This window comes from Singulisphaera sp. GP187, from assembly GCF_900129635.1.
GTDB lineage: Bacteria > Planctomycetota > Planctomycetia > Isosphaerales > Isosphaeraceae > Singulisphaera.
This window is the reverse complement of sequence record NZ_FSRB01000001.1, coordinates 3,678,923-3,701,305: the sequence shown is the minus strand read 5'-3', so window position 1 is coordinate 3,701,305 and position 22,383 is coordinate 3,678,923. Positions and strand designations below refer to the sequence as shown.

17 protein-coding genes are annotated in these 22,383 nt (G+C 63.4%); all 17 read right to left on the bottom strand.

The features are described from left to right. Window positions 1-137 precede the first annotated feature (137 nt). On the bottom strand, window positions 138-1,868 hold the full coding sequence (locus BUS42_RS14435) for a vWA domain-containing protein (RefSeq protein ID WP_074307511.1): 1,731 nt from the start codon (window positions 1,866-1,868) through the stop codon (window positions 138-140). A gap of 294 nt (window positions 1,869-2,162) precedes the next feature. Further along, on the bottom strand, window positions 2,163-2,714 hold the full coding sequence (lptE, locus tag BUS42_RS14430) for an LPS assembly lipoprotein LptE (protein WP_074307510.1): 552 nt from the start codon (window positions 2,712-2,714) through the stop codon (window positions 2,163-2,165). A gap of 55 nt (window positions 2,715-2,769) precedes the next feature. Further along, window positions 2,770-4,068, bottom strand: a complete 1,299-nt coding sequence (locus BUS42_RS14425; RefSeq protein ID WP_074307509.1) for a tetratricopeptide repeat protein — start codon at window positions 4,066-4,068, stop codon at window positions 2,770-2,772. A 4-nt stretch (window positions 4,069-4,072) separates the two neighbouring features. After that, entirely contained in the window at window positions 4,073-4,819 is a 747-nt protein-coding gene (recO, locus tag BUS42_RS14420) for a DNA repair protein RecO (RefSeq protein ID WP_074307508.1), read from the bottom strand. 160 nt (window positions 4,820-4,979) lie between these two features. Next, window positions 4,980-6,266, bottom strand: a complete 1,287-nt coding sequence (locus BUS42_RS14415) for a hemolysin family protein (RefSeq protein ID WP_074307507.1) — start codon at window positions 6,264-6,266, stop codon at window positions 4,980-4,982. Beyond that, window positions 6,254-6,778, bottom strand: coding sequence for an rRNA maturation RNase YbeY (ybeY, locus tag BUS42_RS14410; RefSeq protein ID WP_074307506.1), 525 nt, complete (start codon window positions 6,776-6,778; stop codon window positions 6,254-6,256). Before ybeY ends, BUS42_RS14415 begins: the two co-directional genes overlap by 13 nt. Continuing rightward, the gene (locus BUS42_RS14405; protein ID WP_074307505.1) at window positions 6,778-9,018 is read right to left on the bottom strand and encodes an HD family phosphohydrolase; all 2,241 of its coding nucleotides are present in this window, start codon (window positions 9,016-9,018) and stop codon (window positions 6,778-6,780) included. The genes ybeY and BUS42_RS14405 overlap by 1 nt, the downstream gene beginning before the upstream one ends. 111 nt (window positions 9,019-9,129) lie before the next feature. Next, window positions 9,130-10,158 carry a PhoH family protein gene (locus tag BUS42_RS14400; protein ID WP_074307504.1) on the bottom strand — a complete coding sequence of 343 codons (1,029 nt, stop codon included), beginning with the start codon at window positions 10,156-10,158 and terminating at the stop codon, window positions 9,130-9,132. A gap of 573 nt (window positions 10,159-10,731) precedes the next feature. After that, on the bottom strand, window positions 10,732-11,649 hold the full coding sequence (locus BUS42_RS14395; RefSeq protein WP_074307503.1) for a phosphatidate cytidylyltransferase: 918 nt from the start codon (window positions 11,647-11,649) through the stop codon (window positions 10,732-10,734). A gap of 269 nt (window positions 11,650-11,918) precedes the next feature. Then, on the bottom strand, window positions 11,919-12,737 hold the full coding sequence (locus tag BUS42_RS14390) for an isoprenyl transferase (protein WP_074307502.1): 819 nt from the start codon (window positions 12,735-12,737) through the stop codon (window positions 11,919-11,921). Window positions 12,738-12,916: 179 nt separating this feature from the next. Next, a complete protein-coding gene (locus tag BUS42_RS14385; RefSeq protein WP_074307501.1) occupies window positions 12,917-14,224 on the bottom strand; it encodes an adenylosuccinate synthase in 1,308 nt (435 codons plus the stop codon). A gap of 174 nt (window positions 14,225-14,398) precedes the next feature. Beyond that, window positions 14,399-15,550, bottom strand: coding sequence for a glutamine-hydrolyzing carbamoyl-phosphate synthase small subunit (gene carA, locus BUS42_RS14380; protein ID WP_074307500.1), 1,152 nt, complete (start codon window positions 15,548-15,550; stop codon window positions 14,399-14,401). 152 nt (window positions 15,551-15,702) lie between these two features. After that, window positions 15,703-17,406 carry an ABC transporter permease gene (locus BUS42_RS14375; RefSeq protein ID WP_074307499.1) on the bottom strand — a complete coding sequence of 568 codons (1,704 nt, stop codon included), beginning with the start codon at window positions 17,404-17,406 and terminating at the stop codon, window positions 15,703-15,705. A 129-nt stretch (window positions 17,407-17,535) separates the two neighbouring features. Next, window positions 17,536-18,906, bottom strand: coding sequence for a DUF1501 domain-containing protein (locus BUS42_RS14370; RefSeq protein WP_074307498.1), 1,371 nt, complete (start codon window positions 18,904-18,906; stop codon window positions 17,536-17,538). A gap of 651 nt (window positions 18,907-19,557) precedes the next feature. Then, window positions 19,558-20,028 (bottom strand): hypothetical protein, encoded by a 471-nt coding sequence (locus BUS42_RS14365; RefSeq protein WP_074307497.1) that lies wholly within the window; start codon window positions 20,026-20,028, stop codon window positions 19,558-19,560. Between the two features lie 61 nt (window positions 20,029-20,089). Next, the gene (locus BUS42_RS14360; protein ID WP_074307496.1) at window positions 20,090-21,166 is read right to left on the bottom strand and encodes a DUF1559 domain-containing protein; all 1,077 of its coding nucleotides are present in this window, start codon (window positions 21,164-21,166) and stop codon (window positions 20,090-20,092) included. Between the two features lie 559 nt (window positions 21,167-21,725). Continuing rightward, the gene (locus tag BUS42_RS42740) at window positions 21,726-21,980 is read right to left on the bottom strand and encodes a TOBE domain-containing protein (RefSeq protein WP_074307495.1); all 255 of its coding nucleotides are present in this window, start codon (window positions 21,978-21,980) and stop codon (window positions 21,726-21,728) included. Window positions 21,981-22,383 lie beyond the last annotated feature (403 nt).

The following is a 22,383-nucleotide window of genomic DNA, read 5'->3' as shown; positions in this document are numbered from 1 at the left end:
TGAGCGATTTGATATTTTTATGTGATTATGGTCGAGGGGGGGAGGCTCTTCCACTCACCATCGATTCCCCACGGTCGGTCTTTTCGTCGCCCCGTCTCCTAGGAGGAGTCGGGGCGAATCCGATCGGAAGGACTGGTTCAATGGCCGATCTGCTGGGCCTTTTTGACCAGCCCGAGGAATTCGGCCCGATAGCCCAAGGCATCTTGACCCATCGCCGAGCTGGCCAGTTCGTGAACGCCGGCGAAGGTCAGGGTTCCTTTGTCGGGCGAACCGCGCAGGAGCATTCCGAAGGCGGCCACCGCGCCGGCGAATTTGAAGTCGTCCGAGGCGCGGGCGTACTCGGTTCCCTTGTCGGTCACGCCGCGCTCCAGGAGCCGGCTTTTCTCCTCTTCCGGCAGCTTGTAGCGGAGCTTGACGGTGAGGCATTCGTCGCTGCTGGTTTTCGACCCCTCGGCTTGCTGGTACTTCAACGGATCGACGGTGGGCAGGCCGATTTCCTTGCCGGGAGGGACGAGCTCATAGAGAGCGGTGACGTGGTGCCCCGCGCCGATCTCACCGGCATCCTTGCGGTCGTCATTGAAGTCTTCCTTCGCCAAGAGCCGGTTCTCGTAGCCGATGAGGCGATAGGCACCGACCTTGTTGGGGTTGAACTCGACCTGGATCTTGACGTCCTTGGCGATGGTCACGAGGGTGGAGCTCAGCTCCTGGACGAGGACCTTTTCGGCCTCCTTGGCGCTGTCGATGTAGGCGTAGTTTCCGTTGCCTTTATCGGCGAGCTTTTCGAGGTTGGCGTCCTTGAGGTTGCCCATGCCGAAGCCGAGCACACTCAAGAAGACGCCGCTCTTGGCTTTCTGCTCGATCAGGCGAATCAGGTCGCCCTCGCTGGAAATTCCGACGTTGAAGTCACCGTCGGTGGCGAGGAGCACCCGGTTCGATCCCCCGCGGATGAAGTGGGCCACCGCCGTGTCGTAGGCGAGTTGGATGCCAGCTCCACCGTTGGTGGAACCGCCGGACTGGAGTTGTTCCAGGGCCGAGAGGATCACCTGCTTATCGAGGCAGGAGGTCGATGGAAGCACCAGCCCCGAGGCGCCTGCGTAGACAACGATCGCGACCCGGTCGTTCTCGCCGAGTTGTTCGACCAGTCGTTGCAACGAGGTTTTCAGGAGCGGAAGCTTGTTGGCATCCTGCATCGAACCGGAGACGTCGATGAGAAAGACCAGGTTGCTCAAGGGCCGCTTGTCCTGCGGGATCGGTCGTCCCTTGATGCCGATCCGGGCGAGCCGATGCGCTGCGTTCCAGGGACAGCCGGCGACCTCGACCCGGACCGAGAAGGGGGCGTCACCGGTCGGCGCGGGGTCATCGTAGGCGAAGTAATTCAAGAGTTCCTCGATCCGGACCGCATCTTTGGGAGGCATCATTCCCTGTCCCAAAAAGCGGCGTACATTCGCGTAGCTGGCCGTGTCCACGTCGATCGAGAACGTCGACAAGGGGGTTTGGGTGACCCGGAGGAACGGGTTGTCCTCAATCCGGCTGTAGGCCTCGGCCGTCGCCGTTTTTTCGGCTTCGGACGGCTTCGGATCGGGCGATTTGATGCCGGCCGCAAGGTCCATCTTGCCGGCCATACCCACGCTCATGCCGTCCATTCCAGGCGATTGAGGGGCCGCGGCACTCTCTTGAGGCAACGCACTGGAAAGGGACCGCCGTGTCGGAGCGCCCGCAGCGGGCGTCGGTTCCGCAGCCACCCCGGCGGCGGGGGCGATTTCCGCCTTGTCTTGAGCCTGGTTGGCACAACCTTGGAGTGACGCTCCAATCATGACCACGAGTCCGACGATCGCCCACCCGTGGCGGGATGCCTGGGACTTGCACATGAGACGAGTTCCTCGGTGAGACATGGATCGACCCTTCCGGCTTAGACGAGCCGGCGAACGCGAGGTTCCTTGGGGATCACGTGCCGAGGGAGGAATCCCTTAGGGCAGGGGGCGTGATTTTCGTTGGCCGAGAGGGAATGGGAGAGGAATGGCTGGTTTGGGAGGATTGCGCATTCGGAATCGCTTTTTGGATTCCGGGGACCTCACCTTCTCAGCCAGCCAGCCAGCCGATCCATCAAGAACACGGGCCGATCGCCCGTGGTCCCAGGGAGCGGATTCGATCGAGGTGTCGGATTAATCTTTTCCTTCGCCGGCGGACCAGGGCTCCTCCATCATGTCGACGATCTGGGTGGCGAGATTTTGGGCGACCCGATAGAACGCGGTCAGGGTGGATTCGCCGAGTTCGGGGGCGAAATAGACCATTTCGGAGACGAGGGTTGGGTCGCGGTTTCGCTCGTAGTCGAGCGGTGGGTTGTGGACCCAGTTGACCGAGACCTGCATGGTCGCCGTAAGCTGGCGCGGCAGGTTTTCCGGGTTTTCCACCATGATGTTCTTGTCGGCGTAGTTGACCGTCCCTTCGAGGATGGTGTCGGCATCCTCAAGGCGGCTGACGACCTTATAGGGGGTCCGCTTCTCGATCTCCTTCTGCACCAGTTCGGTGAGTTGGAGTTGGACGTCGCGGCGAAACGAGACCGAGCGGAACAGCGGCACGTAGACGGTCCGCACGTTGGTGTCGTAGGGGGCACGGAGCGAGTAACCGCAGCCAGCCTGCCCGGCGAGGGTCAGCGCTAACAATTGGAGGACGCCGCGTCGCGTCGGACCTGGATCGGGGATTGGATTTCGCATGAGACAGACCCTCCTTGGCGGCCGGTGTCGGGACGTTCTTCCTGAACGACCTCGATTAGTTCATTCCACCGGGTCCACCCATCATGCCCATGCCGGGCATACCGCCCATTGCGCCGTTGGCCCCGGGTCCGCTGCTGAAGGGATCCACACTGCCGGGAGCCGTCATGATCTTGCTGGGGAGCGATTCCTTGCGGGGCATCTTGGCGAGTGAGGCGAGTTCGGTCTTGGACTTGGCGGCCCATTCGCTCTTGGGCCACTTGTGGCGCACCTTGCCGAACATATATTCGGCGGAGGCCACTTTGCCGGTCCGTTTGTAGTAGGCGGCGATGAGGTAGTTGCGCTCGGCCTCTTGGTCGTTGATCAGGTCGAGGGTGTGGTAGAGCTTTTCGGTGTTCTCGGGGCGGTCGGGGAACGTGACCATGGTCTGCTTGATCATCTCACGGGCTTTATCGAGGTCGCTCGCGTCGTATTCGGGGCCGATGTAGTTCTTCATCCGTGCGTCGATACTGGCGAGTTGGGCCCGCTGGAGGTAGGGGCTCTTGGGGTGGTCGGTGGTGAGCTGGTCGTAGTGCATGGCGGCCAGTTCGTAGTCGCCCGTGCGCATATGCTCATCGGCAATTCGGAGCACGGCGTCGTCGGAGAGGGGGCCGTCCGGGTCGTGCTGGCGAACATGCTCGAGAGCGCGGAGGGCGTGGCCGTGGGCGTCGATCATGGGGCGTTGGCCGGTGAATCGGCCGGTCCAGGGAAGTTTCTGTTCGGGCTTGGCTTTAGGATCGTCCTCGGCGAGCCAGGTCTGGGCGATGGCGTACTCACGATCGACGAGTTTGCCGCGATAGAGGGTGCCGGGGTAATCCTTGATGAGGATCTCGAAGTTGTCTTCGGCCGACACGTACTTCCCGCGCTGAAACAGGGTCTCGGCCAGGTAGAATTGCCCCTTCTCTCCCCAGGGGGTTCCCTTCCGGTCCTTCGCGAGCTGTTTGAAGGCGGCCTCGGCTTCGACGAGCTTCCCTTGGTGGAAGAGGCGTTCGGCGGCCTCGAACTCGGCGTCCGCCTTGGGGTTGGACGGGGCCTGCATCGGCTTCCATCCGTTGGAGCCGAGGACGAGTGGTGAGCGTGCCTTGCCCGAGGCGTCACCGGTGGGGCCGCCGACTTTGGGCGTGAGCCAACGCGCCATCAGGTTGCGATCGTCGCCGAGCTCTTCCTTGGTGGGGCCTTTGGAGAGGGAGGAGTCGGTCCCCATCCGCCAGGTGTTCCAGGTGCTACAGCCGGAGGTCGCCAGAAGGGCCGCCACGGCGGCCCAGAGCCGAACGATCGGCAGGCAGCGGGGGGCGTATTGCTGGTTCACCATGGCCATCAGGTCAGGCTCCGAGATAGGGCAGAAGACGGGGGCGACGGCCTAGCTGATGACTGACGAGGTTACCCACGGTCGTCCGGACCGGGGCCAGGCTCGCGGGGCTGGCGTCGAGTTCGCGCCAGCCACCGCCGGGACTGGCCAGCACGCGGATCGCTTCCAGGGTCCGACCCGAGAGCGTGGCCACGTGCGGTTGTCCGGGCCGGCACAACGGGCAGAGCACTCCGCCCGTCGCCAGTCCGAAGGCGAATGCGTCCCCTCGGCCCTCGACCGGCACGCCGCAATGCGCGCAGGCCTCGAGGGTCGGCATCAGTCCCAGTTCGCGCAGGCAAGCCAGCTCGAACCGGAGCAAACGCCGGGACCGCGACTCGGAGTCGCCCAGATGCCGCAACGTAATCGTCGCCGCGTCGAACAGTCTCGGGTGTGAATCATGGAAGTCGGTCAGGTCCGACAGGATTTCGGCGATGTAGTAGCCGGCATACAGGGCCGCCAGGTCGCGGCGAAGTGACGCAAAGCGTTCGACGGGCGCGGCCTCGGTAACCAAGTCCAACGCGTCGGACGCCTTGTGCAGCAACACGATATCGGAAACGCCGAGGAGGTCAAGCCCACCCTGGAACGGCGACTTCAGCCGGCGCGCTCCCTTGGCCAGGGCCGAGACCTTTCCGAGCTCGCGCGTGAACAGGGTCACGACCGAGCTGGTCTCGAAGACGTCCACCGATCGGACGATCAACCCCAGAGTTCGGACGGCGGCCACGCGCGTGACTCCGGGAATTCGAGGAGACCCACCACGGGAGACAGAGAAACCACGAAACGAAATGGAACGCAAAGATTCGTCAATGAATTGACGTTTTGAATCGCTTGCTCTCGGATTTCATCTCGTGTTTGTTCCGAGCGTTCCGTGGGGGAAGCCTCGCTTAGATTCCCACCGCCGCGGCCGGCTGGAGGTCGAGCCGGAGCCGCCGGATCGAGTGGTCGGCCACTTCCACCACGGTGAACTCGACCCCGTCGTAGCGGAATGAGGCGCCTGGCTCGGGCAGTCGCCCCAGCGCGTGGAACGCCAGCCCCCCCAAGGTCAGAAAGTCCGCGTCGGTGGGAAGGTGGAGGCCCAGCCGTTCGTTCAGGAGTTCCAGGGTGATCGTCGCCACAACCTCGTATTTCTTCCCCCCCAGGGGATGGATGGGGTCGATCAAGGTGGGGACGTCATGCTCGTCGTCGATGGCTCCGACGAGTTGTTCGAGGAGGTCTTCGAGGGTGACGAGGCCCGCCACACCGCCGTACTCATCGAGCACGATGGCGAGCTGGATCCGCCGCGAGCGAAACTCCTCGAGCAGTTCGAGGGCGTTCTTGGTCTCCGGCACGCAGTAAGCCGGCCGGACGAGTTTCCGCGCGACGATTTTCTCGGGGTCCCTGCCGTCGGTCATGATCGGGAACAGGTCTTTGGCGTAGAGAATTCCCACGATGTCGTCGCGGTTCTCGCCGAACATCGGGATCCGACTTTTGCCCGTCTCGCGGAAGACCTGGGCCGCCGCTCGGGCCGTGATCGCTGAGGGCAGGGCCACCATCGACGACCGCGGGGTCATGATCTCGGAGACGTCGCGACGCGTGAGCTCGACCACGTTGTGCAGCAGCTCGTGGGCTAACTCGGGGAGGTCGGGCTCACTGCCGTCATGATGCTCGCTGTCGGCCGGGATCTCGACCTCGACGCTGGTCGGCCGGGGCGCGGAGTCGCCGGGGTTGGCGAGCCGGAACGCGATGGTTTCGACCATCCGCGACCCGAACGTCAAGGGGCTGGTCAGGGTCCGGAGCGCGGCCGCGAACGGCCAGAGCCGGACGATGACCGCTTCGGCAAAAACACGGCCGACGACCCCGGCCAGGACGTAGCCCGCCGCGCCGACCGAGAGGGCGATCGCGAAGACGGCCTCGACCGCCATGTTCGGCGCCACCTGATCCGCGGTCACCCCGAGTAAGGCAGCCAGCAACAGCCCCGTCACCACGGCCAGCGTCTCTGCGCCCCGCTCGGTCCGCTCGTCGAAATCCGCGACGTCATCGGCCAGCGCGGCCAGGCCGCGATCCGAGCACAGCGCCTCGAGCCGGCTTGGCGAGTAGGTGCGGAGCGCCCTCGCCAGCGTGACCGAGAGGAGGTGCAGGGCGAGAACGAAGAATCCCAGGAGCAGAGTCCAACCCAAGTTTAGACCGCCCACCGCACACTCTCCCGTTCCAGTTCACTGACCTCGGCCGGGCCGACCAGCGGGAACGTGTTGGTCAAGCCCTCGGCGGTCAGAATCTCGTCCTCGCGACGCCGAATTCGTGTCCGATCTTCGGGCGTTTGATCGTCATAACCACACAAGTGAAGCAAACCATGGACCACATAGAGCGCCAGCTCGGCGCGCGGGTCGGTTCCCGCCTGTCGCGCGGTCACCGCCGCCATTTCGGCGGAGACCACGAGCTCACCGGCCAGCGGCAGCTCGCCGGGCTCGGAGAGCGGAAACGTAATCACGTCGGTGGGCCAGTTGTGGCCCAGGTGACGATCGTTGAGCGTGTGGATCGCGCGGTCGTCCACCAGGACGATCGAGATCTCGGCTTGCCTCACCCCTTCGCCGAGCAAGACGCGGCCAGCCAGGCCTCGGAGTGTCTCGGGATCGATGGTGAGATGCCCTTGGGTGTTGCTAATCGTGATTTCCGTATAAGGTTGAATGATAATATCGTCGGCCATCAGGCGGTCCGTTGTTCCGGGTATTTGACGCGACCGTGGTAGATTCCGATCAAGGACTTGATCAGGCTCTCCCGGATCTCGCCGATTTCTCGCAGGGTCAGGCCACATTCGTCGAATTGGCCGTCGCGCAATCGTTTTTCAATGAGGTCACGAACCAAGCCTTCGATTCGTCCCGGCGTGGGCTCGGACAGGGTTCGGCTGGCGCTTTCGACCGCGTCGGCGACCATCAAGATGCCGGCTTCCTTGCTCTGAGGTTTGGGGCCGGGGTAGCGAAACGCCCGTTCCTGAACGGCCGCCGCATCGGGGTTACCGTCGTTGCGCCGGTTGGCCTCGTGGTAGAAGTACTCGACCAGGGTCGTCCCGTGGTGTTGCTCGATCAGGTCGATGATCCGCTCGGGGAGGTGATGCTGCCGCCCGAGGTCGACGCCGTCCTTGACGTGGCCGATGATGATCAGGGTGCTCATCGCCGGGGCAAGATTGGCGTGTCGATTGGCGGCTCCCGCCTGGTTCTCGACGAAATAGTGCGGTTTGAGCATCTTGCCGATGTCATGAAAATAGGCGCCGATGCGAACGAGTAAGGCATGGGCACCGATTCGCTCGGCCGCACTCTCGGCAATCGCGCCGACGGTGATCGAGTGGTTGTGCGTGCCGGGGGCGCGACGGACCAGTTCCTGAAGCAGGGGGTGGGTAATGTCCCCCAGCTCAAGCAGGCTGATCCCGGTGACGATCCCGAACGAGTTTTCGACGAACGGCAGACTGCCGCCGAGGAAAAAGCCGGCCATCAGACCCCAGCCGGCGCGCCAGAAGCTGTCGCTGGCGATCAGGCCGATCGGTTCGTTCTGCCACATCCCGGTGGCCCAGGTCAGCAGAAAGTAGCCCAGGGCGGCCGTGGCGCCGACCTTGATGAGTTTGGTCCGGGTTCGCACCTCATTGAGCGTGAGCACCCCCGCCGCGGTCCCTCCCATGACGACCAGAAAATGGTCGATCCCGGTCCCGAGCGCCAGGCTGGTCAGGAGACAGAGCGCGAACGTCACCATCAACGCGAAGTGCGGGTTGTAGGCGATGGCGATGATCATCGCCGCAATCGCCACCGGAATCAGCTCGGCATCCCAGGGTTGCATCGCCAGCAGGCGGACCAGGCCGATCGCCGCCACGACCAGGCCGCAGAGCGCGGCGACCCGATTCAGCTCACAGGCGACGGCCGGTTCGTGGCGAACGACGTAGTAGCCGATCAGCGCGAACAAGGCGGCGACGAGCAAGATCATCGAACTGACGCGACGGATCCGGCCGCCGATGCCGAGCGTTCCACTGGCCTTGTCGTGTTCGAGGCGGAGTAAAATGAGCTGCTCCTCCTCGATCTTCTGGTCCTGATCGAGGAGGACGTCCCCCTGGCGGTACGTGTCGTAGACGTCCTCGACCCGGCCCCGAGCGAGCTCGCGCTGGGTTGTGGTGTATGGCTCTTCGTAAGTCAGGGTGGGCGTGCCCGCGAGTTTCTCTGCGATCAACTGAAATAAGAGCGGGCCGACCCTGGGATCGCCGAAGGCGGTGACGAAGTCTTTGTAGACGGGGCCTTCGGGCTTGGCCACGCGTTCGGGAACGACCCGCTCGCGCGGGACCCGATGCGATTGCTTGGCGTTTTGTCCCGGTCCGCGCACGGCGAGGGTCCGGCTCGATTCCTCGTGCCGGGGCAGGGTGTCGTAACCGAGCACGCCATCGCGGAGCAACGGGGCGAACGCTTTGGCGATCTGCAAATGAAGCGCGTCGCGGCGTTCGGGGGTGTCGGTGGCCGCCTTGAGCTCTTCGAACGTCTCGTTCCTGAGTCTCCAGCTCGCTCGCAAGTTCTCGGGCAAGGCGTCGAGGCTCGACGCCTTGGCGATGGCGATCATGAGGTCGTCGAGCCGTTCGGCCAGGTCGCGAATCGGCGCGGGGTCGTTGACCATCGAGGGGGGGACCTGGTCGACCTCGGCTTGACGCTCGGTATTCGTCTTTTTCTGGTTGAGTCGTTTGAACTCAGGAACGTTGACGCGGACTTCGCGGGTCGGTCGCTGGCCGATCCGGAACGTGAAGGGGGGGCCGGATCCATGAACGATGGCGGCGGTCGCGAGAACGGCTACGCCCACGATCGCCAGCCTGGCCAGGCGATCTCGCTGCCTGGCCACGCGTCCTTGCTGGAGGGCGATCGGATTGGTCGGCCGGAGTTGGGCCCGGGTGAGTTTGGACCGACGTTTACCAAAGCTCATGGAAGCATCTCGAACACGCGTGGTCAACGGGGCCGAGCCCCATCCCACGCCGGAACGCGCCGGGCCAACGCTGGCACGGCTTCAGCGTGACCTGGGCGGTCACGCTTCGCCTCATTCCTTGGCGGGTCGGCCATCGTCCGCAAGGGGAGACGGCTCAACGCGGGGTCCCGCGTTTGGTCTCGCCTCTGTCCCTGCGTCCTTCGCCGACTCCGAACCTTCATAAGCTTCGACGATCGCCTGCACAAGAGGGTGCCGAACGATGTCGGATTTGTCGAGCCAGATCACACCAATACCGGGGACCGATTTCAAGCGATCCACCGCGTCAGCCAATCCACTGACGATTTCCGGCGGCAAGTCGACCTGCGTGATGTCGCCCGTCACCACGATCCGGGCATTTTGGCCCATCCGCGTCAGGAACATCTTCATCTGGGGGACGGTTGCATTCTGCCCCTCGTCGAGAATTATCACCGCGTCGTTGAGCGTTCGCCCGCGCATGTAGGCGAGCGGGGCGATTTCGATCAGGTCATTGCCCATGTAGCGGCGGATCTGATCATAATCCATCAAGTCGTGCAGCGCGTCGAGCAAGGGACGGAGGTACGGATTGATCTTCGCTTCCAGGTCGCCCGGGAGAAAGCCAAGATGCTCACCGGCCTCGACCGCCGGTCGGACCAGCACGATCTTCTTGATTTGTCCGCGTCTGAGCGCTGAGACGGCCTGAGCGACGGCGAGATAAGTCTTTCCGGTGCCGGCCGGTCCGACGCAGAAGACCAACTCATTCTCTTTCAAGGACCGCAAATATCGCCCTTGGCCCTCGGTTCGCGGCCGGACGATCTGTTTCCCTTCGCGAATCTCGACCGGGTTCGCCCGATCGGACTCAGTCACATTCAGCGACGCGTCAATCGCGTCGGCCACTTCGTCGCTCGTGATGGCAAGTTTCCGGCGATACAAGTCACGCAGTTGTTCGAAGACCTGACGGGCCAACTCAACGCGTTCGCTGTCCCCCTCGACTCGGACCTCACCGTGGCGCGCGACCACCTTGACCCTCAGGGCGTCACGCACCTGTCGCAGGTACTGATCCCGGCTGCCGAAGACGGCGAGCTCTTCTTCGTGTCCGCTCAGGCTAATCGTAACTTCCGGCATACCTTGCCCTTCGTCGGCACAAACCGTGCCGGGAGAACCGCAATCGTTCGATTTTCCCGGAACCACGACTCGCCGAGCAATGGATCCTATTATGGATGAGTTCCGTGGAAAAACGCAATGTCCCGTCAGCCGCATCGGGCCGTCCCAGCCTGAGACTCGGTTTTAAGCCGGTCACCCTTGAGGGATGGTCGGTTCCAATCGACCCGGTAATCCCAGACTTCCCCAACCGCCTGCCAGGGGAGCACTTGATTCTTGAGTTGTGGCGAATCGGCATCACTGATTACGAGACACAAGATGCGGAGGTTCGGTTACCGTTTGATCACACAAGGGAAAGGCGAGAGCGCCGAGGAGCCTGCGACCTCCACAGCCTTGGCTCTGGATTTGGTCACAACTTTGAGTGCCCCTTGGCGGTGAGGATCGATCGGGAACTGCCGGGCAGGGCCAATCTGACCAGGCACCCAAACCGAGCAAGGCGGAGAGTTTAGAGCGTCCATCGGGATCGGCAATCAAACGGTTGTTTTGTCTAGGTTGCTCAAACAACCCCGTTTACATGTCTGTGACTGGACTCTGGTTTCAAGGCCCGAACGCGAGCCAGTAGGCGAAGGCCACCGGGGCGGCGAAGAGGAGTGAGTCAATCACGTCGAGGACGCCGCCGAAGCCCGGGACGGCGGCTGAGGCATCCTTGCGAGCGCATTCGCGTTTGATCATTGACTCCATCAGGTCGCCGAATTGCGCGGCGGAGCTGACGATGACGCCGAAGCCGACCGCTACGGCCCATCCTAATGTCGGCACATGAAGCAGGTAGCGCGCCACGGCCGCGGTGATCAACGCGGCACCCACTCCGAAGAGCAGGCCGCCGATTGCACCCTCGATCGTTTTGTTCGGGCTGATCCGAGGCCAGAGCTTGTGTCGTCCGGCAATTCGACCGACCGTGTAGGCCCCGGTATCGGCCCCTTTGGAAGTCGCGACCAAGAACGCGAGGGGTAAAATGCCATGATAGGGACCGTGGAACCAGCGTAACTGGATCATGAAGCTACCGAGCAATCCCAGGTAGGCGACGGCGAAGGTCGACCCGGCGATTCTCGCGACCGTGTCGCCCGGTTTATGGCGTTGAAGGCTCTGGACGACGAACGCCCCCATGACGACCCCAACGAACGCCATGAGCGGCCAGCCGAGGTCGTTGACCGGTCCCAACGGGTCGTAGCTTCCCAAGAGATCGCCATGCGCGGACGTGGCGAGGAAATGGCTCGTCACGTGGGGAGCCCAGTTGGCGAACACCAGGGTCATGATCCCCGCGAATACCGTGTTGCCCGAAGGCTTGATCGTGGTGTTGCTCAGGAGCGCAACCAACTCCAGGCTCGCCGTCCCCATCACGATCAAGGCGAGGACGAACCAGACGGGGAACCAAGGGGCGAACCACTCGTCCAGGCAGAGCACCAGCAGGAGCGCCCCGACCATCGAGAATCCGAACACGAGGCGGGTGCTGAGCATGGTGGGCTTTATTTAAATGAAAGAGGGTGTGGGGGGTGAGTTGTCGTGAACTTAAGTGTTGTGTGTCGGATGGTGTCTTGTAGGGTGGGCACGGCCCACCTGGTATCGCCTTCGCGAAGTCAAATGACCTGGTGGGCCGTGCCCACCCTACAAGAGTCAGGCCGGCTTCTCTCGCACGCTCTAAGCTAAGTTCATAGCCTATCTCGGGCGAGAAGCAAGAGCCGAGTCCGTTCTCCGTACGTAACAACTCCGATGTGCGAATGGCTGAGCTACCGCGTGGCCTTGGGAGCGGCCGGACTCCGCGCCTGGCTGGCCTCCGGCGGCGACGGGAGGCCGCCGAACTTCCGCTCTCGGGACGCGAACGCATGGCAGGCGGCGAGGAGGTCGTCGCCGCGGAACTCAGGCCAAAGGACGTCGGTGACCCAGATTTCCGCGTAGGAAATCTGCCAGAGCAAAAAATTGCTCAGGCGCATCTCGCCGGCAGTCCGGATCAGGAGGTCCGGGTCGAGCATCCCATGGGTTGCCAGGTAGGTGGCGAACCGCGCCTCGTCGACTTGTTCGGGCTCAAGCGTTCCGGAGCGGACGTCTTCGGCCAAGCGGCGCGCGGCGTCGGCGATCTCGGTGCGTCCCCCATAGTTGACGGCCAGGCAGAGGGTCATGCCTGTGTTCTCGGACGTCTCCTCCACCGTGCGGTCGAACTCCTCGAGCACTGCGCTGGGGAGGCCCTCACGCCGGCCGATCATCTTGAGCCGGACGTTCTGATCCATCAACTCGGCCCGCTCCACCTTGAGGAAGTGGCGGAGCAGCCGGAGCAGGAAGGTGAGCTCGCGAGGCGGGCGTTTCCAGTTTTCGATCGACAGGCAGTAGAGCGTAATCTGGTCGAGGCCGAGGCGACACCCTTCCTCGACCACCGCACGGACGCTCTGGATGCCGCGGCGATGGCCGACGATGCGGGCGCGTCCGCGGTTCTGAGCCCAGCGGCCGTTGCCGTCCATGATGATCGCGACGTGCCTGGGCAGTTGCTCGGACGTCAACCCGAGCGCGGAGATCCGCGCCAGCCCTTCCTCCGAGATCGAGACGTTCGCCATGTTGAAATTACGATCCGGTGCCGTTTCAAAGGAAAAGACGCAACGCGCTGACAGAGCACGAACCGGACCGGCGCCGGGAAAACGTCAAGACTTCGCGTTCGGACGGAAACAGAAACGAAAACTCGAACGCGAAGCAGACAACGCATCCCGCCGCCGCACGGTCATTGCGAGGGGCCAATTCAAACGCGAGGCGCATCGTTACCCAGGATAATCGTCTGCCGCCGCTCAGGGCCGACTGAGACGATCGAAACCGGAACCCCGATCTGCTTCGTGAGGTAGGCGACGTAGTTCCGCGCCTCGACGGGCAGGTCGGACCAGGTGCGCACTCCGGTCAGGTCGGAGTCCCACCCGGGGAGGGTCTCATAGACCGGGCGGCACCGCTCGAGGTCGGACAAATGGCCAGGCATCTCGGCCACCTTGCGGCCCGACTCGTCCTCGTAGGCGACGGCGACCTGCAGTTCGGGAATCCCGCTCAGCACGTCCAGCAACATCAGCGAAATCTCGGTCGAGCCGCTGACCCGGGCCGAGTACCGCGCGGCCACGGCATCGAACCAGCCGCAACGTCGGGGGCGGCCGGTCACCGTGCCGTATTCCCGCCCCACCTTGCGGATCCGCTCACCCACTTCGTTGTCTTGCTCGGTCGGGAACGGGCCGCCGCCGACCCGGGTGGTGTAGGCCTTGACGACGCCGATCCAGCGGTCGATGTGCCGGGTCGGGATCCCCGAACCCGCCGCAATCCCCGCCGCGCTACTGTTGGAGCTGGTCACATACGGGTAGCTGCCGTGATCGACGTCCAGCAACGATCCTTGCGCCCCCTCGAAGAGGAGCCGCTTCCCCTGGCCGATCGCGTGGTGCAGCCAGGTCGTCGTGTCTCTGACGTAGGGACGGAGCCGCTCGGCGTAGCCGAGGTATTCTTCCGCGACCGCCCCCGCCTCGATCGGCTCGTAGTCGGGAAGCATCGCCAACAGGAGCCGGTTCTTGAAGGCGACGATCCGCTCGATATGCTCGCGGAACCGCTCCGGGTGGTAGAGGTCGCCGACGCGAACCCCGTGGACCCGGCCCACCTTGTCCTTATAGCAAGGCCCGATCCCGCGCCTGGTCGTGCCGAGGTGGTCGGCCGCGGAGGCCGACTCCTCAGTCAGCCGTTCCTCGGCCATGTGGTAAGGCAGGATCACATGAGCCCGGTCGCTGACGTGCAGGCGGCTGCCCATCTCAACCCCTTGGGCCGCCAGGGTCTCAATTTCCTTGAGAAGGGCGGGGGGGTGGATCACGACGCCATTGCCGATCACCCCTTCGGTCCCCGGGCGAAGGATCCCGGTCGGGATCAGCGACAGCTTGTACGTCACTCCGTCGGCGACGACCGTGTGCCCCGCGTTCGCGCCACCTTGGTAGCGGACGACGGCATCGTGCTGGTCACAGAGCAGGTCGACGATCTTTCCCTTGGCCTCGTCTCCCCATTGAAGGCCTACTACGCAAGTCGAAGCCACGGCACGTCGTCTCCGGTCTCGGCGAACAGGCGCCCGTCTCAGATCGGGTCGGGTCGCTTTGGAACGCAAAGATTCAAGGTAACGCCCTCAGGCCGGCTCCGTCAACCGCGTGACGAAGCGGAAGCCTGGGAAGACGTCGTAAATTGGGCAAATCAGATAAAGGCAGACTTTCGGTTATCTCATCATTTCGCGGAACTGGGCGAACAGGTACTGGCTATCGTGCGGGCCCGCCGAGGATTCTGGGTGGTACTGCACGCTGAAAACGGGAAGTTGGCGATGCCGAAGGCCTTCCAGCGTCTGGTCGTTCAGGTTGACGTGGCTGGCCACCACGTCGGCCGGGAGGGTGCTCGGGTCGACGGCGAACCCATGGTTCTGGGTCGTGATCTCGACCTTGCCGGTGGACTCGTTGCGGACCGGATGGTTTGCCCCGCGGTGGCCGAACTTGAGTTTGAACGTCGAGGCGCCGAAGGCCTGGCCGAGGAGTTGGTGGCCGAGACAGATGCCGAAAATCGGGATCCCTTTCGACTCCGCCGCCGACTGGATCAGGGTCTTGAGCGTGGCCGTCGCCTCGGCCAGGGCGCCGGGGTCTCCGGGGCCGTTGGAGAGGAAAATTCCATCCGGTTTGTGGTCGAGGATTTCGTTCGCGGTGGCCGAGCCGGGGACGATGGTGACCCGGCAGCCGGTGTCGACCAGGTGGCGGGGAATATTCCACTTCATGCCGAAGTCGAGGGCGACCACATGCGGCTTCGGTTCGGAACCGGCTCGGGTCGCCGATTCTTCGACGGATGTGGGGAGCGCAAACGAGGCGTTCAGTCCCGGTTCCCAGGGGCTCGACGTGTGGGGCATGACCTCACGAGCCAGGTCGCGTCCGACCAGGCCGGGGCTGGCCTTGGCCTTGGCGACCAGGCGGGCATCGTCCTGGTCGGTGGTCGAGAGAATCCCTTTCATCGCGCCTTGTTCGCGGGTCAAGCGGACCAGAGCGCGGGTGTCGATCCCCTCGATGCCGATGACGTTGTGTTCGGCGAGATAGGCGTCGAGCGATCCCCCAGCACGGTAGTTGCTGACCACCCGGCTGAGCTCGCGAATCACGAATCCGCGGACCCAGGGCCGGCCGCTCTCGGCATCCTGGTCGTTGACCCCGTAGTTGCCGATCAGCGGGTAGGTCATCGTCACGATCTGGCCGTGATACGACGGGTCGGTCAAGATCTCCTGGTAGCCGGTCATGCTCGTGTTGAAGACGACCTCGCCATCAACCTCGCCGCGGGCTCCGAAGGCCCGACCTGTGTAAACCGTGCCGTCTTCCAACGCAAGCTTCGCGATGTCCATGGGATTCGCTGGGTGCTCCCCGAAAATTCGGTGCCAAGAAGATCGTCAGTCAAGTTCGGCCGGGACCCAACTTTCCGCGACGCCGCGCGCGGCAACGTCTAGTATACAGGCCGTTCGTGGTCGGAGACCAGCCTTGCTCGAAGACGTTCCCTTTATGGTCGACCGTGGAACCAGTCGCCGAGCGGCTCGGAGCGGCCCTTCGCGGCCAGTCCGAGGGCCGCGACGTTGACCGCGATCACGCACGTTGCCAGGGCGGCGGCCAAGGATGGGGCGTCATCGGGTTGGTCGGCCAGGCGAAGAATCCCCGGCGCGACCGGCCGGTTTTCCACGGTCGGGGTCAGGATCAGCGCGGGGGAGAGGCTCGTCGTCGCTAAGACCAAGGTCAACAGGAGCACGCCGGGGGGCACGCCGAACCAGCCGGCCAATCCCGCGCGGTGGGCCTGCCGCTCGGTCGCCCCGAGGGTGATCGCCGCGTCGGTCAGTTGGCCAAGCGACCAACGCCCAACCTGCCGCGAGACGAGGATCAGAGGCGACTGGCACGCGGCCGCCACCGCCAGGAGGAGCAGGGGTCCCGGCGTTCGATCGAGGTCGAGGCCGTTTCTGAGGACGGAAAATCCGACGATCAGAAATCCGGGCCGCTCGCCGATCCGGAGCCAGTCGACCGCGAGTTGGAGGAGTCCTCCGAGTGCCAGTGCGCCGACCCCGATCGTAAGCGGCGGGAATGCGTCCGGCCACGCCGCCAGGCGAGCGACGCTTCGCCGTCGCCCTGCCCAGACGCTCAGCGAACGCGCGGCCACCAGGTTGATCGCCACCACCGCCAGGCCCAGTGCGAGGGAGTTGAGGACGAGCCGATGCGACTCCCCCTGATTGAGCCGATGTATGAACGCGGTGATCGACAGGGATCGGCTCTTGGCTGAAGTTCCTGAAGCGGAGGAAAAGGCGGAGCCGATCAGGGCCCAGACCGGCAGCCAGGCCAGGATTAGGCCTGCGGTGAGGAGCCCGAGAAAAACCGCCGTGCGAGGCCAACTCGAATCCTCCGCGCGGGCGATCGGCGGCCCCGGCGGCAACGCGCTCGGGCGGCCGCCCCACCAGTTCAGCAACAACCGGCCCACCATTGCGATACCGACGGCCTCAAGGGCAAGCACCGCCGCGCGGGGCATGGGATCGAGCCCCGAAGCCGCCTCAATGATCTGAAAGGCCAACGTCCGTCGCAGCCCCAGCACGAGCGGTGCGCCGGGCTCGACCAGGGCCAGGGTGAATACGGCCCCCGCGGCTCGCAGCGCGTAGGGGCGGACCGGAGGCCAGATCAACTCCCACCAGATCCGGAATCGGCCGGCTCCGGTCTGTCGCGCCGCGTCGATCCAACTCGGTTCCACCCGATCCAAGGCCGACGCCGTGGCCAGTGCAACCAGGGCGACCCCGCTGGTCATCTCGGCCCAGATCCAGCAGATCCAACTTAATTGGGAACCGGCCGGGCCGTCGACGACGAGGTGAGCCCCGAAGAGCAGTCGCAGCCCAAGCGCCGTGAACAGGGGAGAGACGATCACCGGTGCCAGAACCAGTGCGGCCAGTGGCCCTCTCCCCCAGAATCGCCACCCGGTCAATAGCCGCGCCAGCCCAACCCCCAGGACCAGCGACCCGAGCGTAATGACGAACGCCCCCAGCACACTGTTCAACGACGCCAGTCGTACAAACGGATCGAGCACCGCCAGCGCAAACGGGAAGACGGTGGGCCGGACCACGCCTCCCGGCCCCTGATCGACGAACGCCGCGGGCACGAGTGCCACGACCGGAGTCAGAAGGATCAACCAGAGCGCGAGGCCTGCGACTCGCCCTGTCCGACGGAGAAGACCCATGCAGACATTCCTCTTCGATGCAACCTGTTCGACCGTCGTCATCGTACCATAGCGGGCACGATTGGGGTCGCGCCGAGGGGCTGGATCTTGCGGGTTTCGTCGCGGTTGATGGGTTTCACCATTTGGCGATCAGCCGAGTTCCCGGATCGGCGAACCGTGTGGGAGGAGCGCGATGGGGCGACCGGCGGTGTCGGGCAAGGTCTGGGTCGGATCGATTCCGAGGAATCGGTACCACGTGGCCAGAAGGTCGCTGGGGTGAAATCGGCGATCCTTCGGCTCTTCTCCTTTATGGGTTGTGGAACCGATCACCTGGCCCATCGGCATGCCGCCCCCGGCCATCAAGACCGACATCGCGGCCCCCCAGTGCTCGCGGCCGGGCTGACCGTTGAAGTTGGAGAGCCTGGGCGTGCGACCCATCTCGCCCATGACGACCACGAGCGTCTCCTGGTTCATGCCTCGCGCGTGGAGATCCTCGATCAAGGCGGAAACCGCCTGGTCGAGCACGGGCAGCCGAATCTCCATTTGTTCGAAGATGTTCCAGACGCTGGCATGGTCGTCCCAGGAAAAGGCCTTCTGGCCCGGGACGTTGGGGAAGTCGACCGTGACGAGCCGGACGCCGGACTCGACCAGGCGGCGGGCCAGCAAGCAGCGCTGGCCGACGACGTTGCGGCCGAAACGATCGCGGAGCCTGGGATCCTCGCGGCTGAGGTCAAACGCCTCGCGGGCGGCCGAGCCTTCCAGCAAATCCAGGGCTTGTTGTTGATAGATGTCCAGTGCATTGACGGTTCCCGAGTCATCTCCACCTGGTGGCGGCTGGCCGAGGGAGGTCAGCAATTGGCTCCGGCGCGCGAGCCGGATGCGCTGGGCGGCGTTGAGCGAGAGGCTCGGAACGTGGAAGTTCGCCGCGCCGGGGTCGGCCGTCACCTGGAATGGCCCCGATGCCGGTCCGAGGTGACCTCCTCCCGCGTAGCGCATGTCCGGCAGTGCGACCCACTGCGGCAGGCCGGGGAGGCGACTTGGCAAGAGCTTCTGGGCCGCGTTGAAGATGAATGGATACTTGGGGGTGAATGGAGGCGTCTCCAGCAACTCGCCCGTATACCCGGTCAGAACGGTGTGGGTGCTGTTGACATGCCCGGGGCTATCGTGGGCAACCGAGCGGATCAAGGCGTATTTGTCGGCAATCCGAGCCAGTTGCGGCAACTTCTCGCTGATCGCGATCCCCGGCACATTGGTCGGGATCGGCCGAAACGTGCCTCGATACTCCTCGGGAGCGTCCGGCTTGAGGTCGAACGTCTCCATGTGACTGGGACCGCCCCAGAGCCAGACCACAATGATCGAGGGGCCGCGGGAGGGTGCTCGACCCGTTGCCGACGCTGCGGACTCGAGCCGGAGTAGGTCGGCGATTCCCAGCGTCGAGAGCCCGGTCAGCGATGCTCGCAGGAACGACCGGCGCGGCAACGCCCCCGGACAGGTCGCGCGATTCGCGGAGGCGTGGGGCATGGTGCGCTCCTTGGTGCCGAGGGAGATTGGGTCTAACCGCGGTTCCTTGGCCTGGTGATGTTCCCAGCGTCATCAATCCTCGAACAGTTGTCCGGCCAGTTTGAGATCATAACATCCCCTGGTCCTCTCGCAAGATCCGCAAAAAGGAGGGATGACTCTCCCGTGCCTCTTCTGCATGCGGATCGATGTTTGTGATTTGTAGGTAAATGCAACGGTAAAGTTGATTGAAATCAATGGTGGATTGAATCGGTGGTTACCCTCGGCCCACCGAACTCTATCGGTCAGCGGCCGGTTGAACTTCGTGCGGCAGTGGGTCGGGTCCGGGACTCGACTCCCAGCCCGCGACGTCGCATTCCCAGAGGCCCGGCCCTGGCGTGTGTTTGTTGGCCGAGATCCAGGCATCGAACTCGCCTCAGGCGGTGCCGGGACACTGTCCGCGCCGACTTCGTGGCGGGCATCGGATCCCGGTTCGCAAATCAGGCAGAATCAAATACTTCGACGGCAGGGCATGATCCGTGCTCAGTGCTGAATTTAACATCGAGAGGCCGCCAAGCTCCCGTGGAACTTGGCGGCCTCTGGAGTCAGGCAACCGGAGTGATCTCGATGGATTGCCGTTGGAAAGCCATCACGGCGAACCGGCACGCCAAGCCATCAATCGGTCAACTCGAAGTCGAACGTATTCGACTCGCCCGGGGCGACCTCGACGCTGAGTTTTGAGGTTTCGGGGGAAAAGTACTTGCGAGGAATGAGCGGGTCGCCTGTTCCTTGCATATCCTCGGGGAGCATACTGGCCGCTTTTTTGGCGGGGATCGGCTTGTCCGGTCCGCGGGAGACGACGGAGATCTTGTGGCTTCCGGCGTACGCCCCATCTTTCGGGGCGAAGGTGCCGAGTTGGTAGCGGCCATCGGAATCGAGCGGGCTCTGAGCCGCTCGGGCGCCCGACTTGTCGGGGGTGAAGTAGATTTCCCCTTGGGTTACGGGCTGACCTTTATAGGTGACCCGTCCCCGGACACTGTTTAAGCCTGGTTCCCCACCACCGCAACCGGCCAGTCCGATCGAGAACGCGAGAATTAGGCCAGCCGCCGTCCTCACGGTAATGCCTTTGTCGAAATCAACACGCATCAAAACACCCTTGTCTCTGTTGTCGTGGCTCCATTCCTGAATTGGGTCGGCAATAAAGGTATCAATAGGCGTCGGCACTGATGACTTCGCCCCCCCTGCGGCTGCCCAAGGCGTTATACGTTCTCTGGTCGATGGTCTGCTTGATGAAACGGACCGAGCCGTCCGCCATCCCGAAGTTTGCTCCGCCGGAGTGGAAGCTTGAGAAGCCTCGGCCAGTCCAGCTATTGGCCTTGGCGTAGGCCGAGTCACGAAGACACCTTTGGAGTGTCCAGTTCATCGGCAGGCATGTGCCGTTGGTGGCTCCCGTGCTTGTGAACCAGACGGAACTTTGCGAGCGGACAACCGACGCGACCTCGCCGAGAGCGAACGTGTTGCTCAGGCCATCGGTGATCGACGCGAAGGTCACGGCTGACGATACACTTCGATAATCGAACATGCCCCGATGGTTTGGTCCCGAGCCATAAGCACCGGTTGGGGACAAGCAGTCGGCCATCGGTGTTTCGGTAGCCGATCCCGTTGCGTTGCATCCACCACAGCCATAGCGCAGGCCCGATCCGGCTGTGTCATAGGGGCTGGACACGCTATTGTTGTAGCCGTCGCCGTAGCTCCCCGTGTAGTTGTTGAGCATGCCGTTTTGCAGGCCCGCTACCGGATCATCCTTCGTGCTTGGCCCGCCGATACAGGCGACGTTGGGCGTCGTCCGATCGTTTCTCAACTGGTTTCCGTTCGGATCACTCGGACAAAAGAACGAGTTAATCACGATCCGCCGCACGGTCGACATCGATTGGCAATCACAACTGTCCGAGAAATTGATCGCGTTAAACAGAGCACCCTGTTCGAGCTGATTGAGGACCATAGGCAGCCATCCCCACCCCTTCGCTTCCGGGGTGCCGAATCCTCCGCTGTAGGGATAACTCCCCACTGTTCCGATGTAATTGTGTAGCGAAAGATTGATCTGCTTCAAATTGTTGACGCATTGCATGCGTCGTGCCGCCTCACGGGCCGCCTGCACGGCCGGCAGCAAGAGTGCAATCAGGACGGCGATGATGGCAATGACAACCAAGAGTTCGATCAGGGTGAAGCCCTGACGCAAGCAAGAAAAAAGAGGATCGTCGCTTTTTCGAATCGATCGAGGCATTAATAACCTCCGCGGCAATGCACGCTAAAAAAATGAACGTTCTCGATAAGAATTGGCGCAATTCATAGAGCGAACCGAGGACGAAGAGACATCGTCCGATGAACGACCGTGGCGATCGGCCACAGCTGTGGGCTCGCATGATATGAGCAGCGATGGAAACTATTCCTACTCAGAAGAATCGTGGCGAAGCAATCATGCTCTTCACGTTTTCTACACAATTCATTTCTTGAAGCGGAGACTTAGCGGATTGGGTGACTTGGTGGCTCTAGCGCGTTCAGGACCGACATCGTCGTCAGTGGCTTTGGATTTTCAAGAACGCAAGCGATTCATCCTGATTCGATGACGATCACGGGAGGGGAAAGTTTGCGGATTCAAAAGCTTTGGATGGGTGGAGCGGTGGCTGGGCGGATTTGTCAGTCACCGTAAGGTTGCCGCGAGCAAGGATGCGCGACGCGATGCGTCCAGGCCGTCGCGGTTGCCGGATAAATCGGCACGGCATGGGGTATTTGGAAGTCGCCAAGGAGGAGCACGCGGGATCGGTCGTCTCGAACGGTCGAGACTAGGGGGCCTTGGGGATGGCGTATTTGCCTTGGAGCACGACGACGAGTTCGGCCGGGATTGAGAAGGTGAGGCTCTGCCCTTCGCGGAGGTTTTGCGACTGGCATTGGAGGGCCAAGGCGACGACGGGCCAATCGCCGGGGCCTCGAAGGTGGACTTGGCGGACTTCGCCCAGGAATATGAGGCGCTCGACGGTCGCGGCGAATCGGTTCGACCCCGGCGCGGGAGTCGGTAGCCAGGCACCTAAAGAGGGCAAGGCGGGAAACTTGGGTGATTCGTCAAGTCTCGCGACTGAGCACCCATCTTTGCCGAATCTCCCAGATATCCCGATTGAAGTGTGTGGCTGTTTGTCCCTCACGATTGGGGTCTCACCGAGGGGCTGGTTTTCTCGCGTTTCGTCTCGAGTGATGGGACTCGTCATTTGCGATCTGCCGAGTTCTCGGATCGGCGAGCCGTGCGAGAGGATCTCGTCGAGTCGGGCAAGGGCTGTGCCGGATCGACCTCGAGGAAGTGATACCCCATGGCGACTACGAGCGCGCCTCGGTTCCGTCGTGCGATTTGCGGCGGTAGGGGGGGAGATGGTACGCGTCATTTTGACGCCGAGGGAGATAAGGGCGACCCGACGGTCCCTGGCCCGATGACATTCGCGACCTTACCCT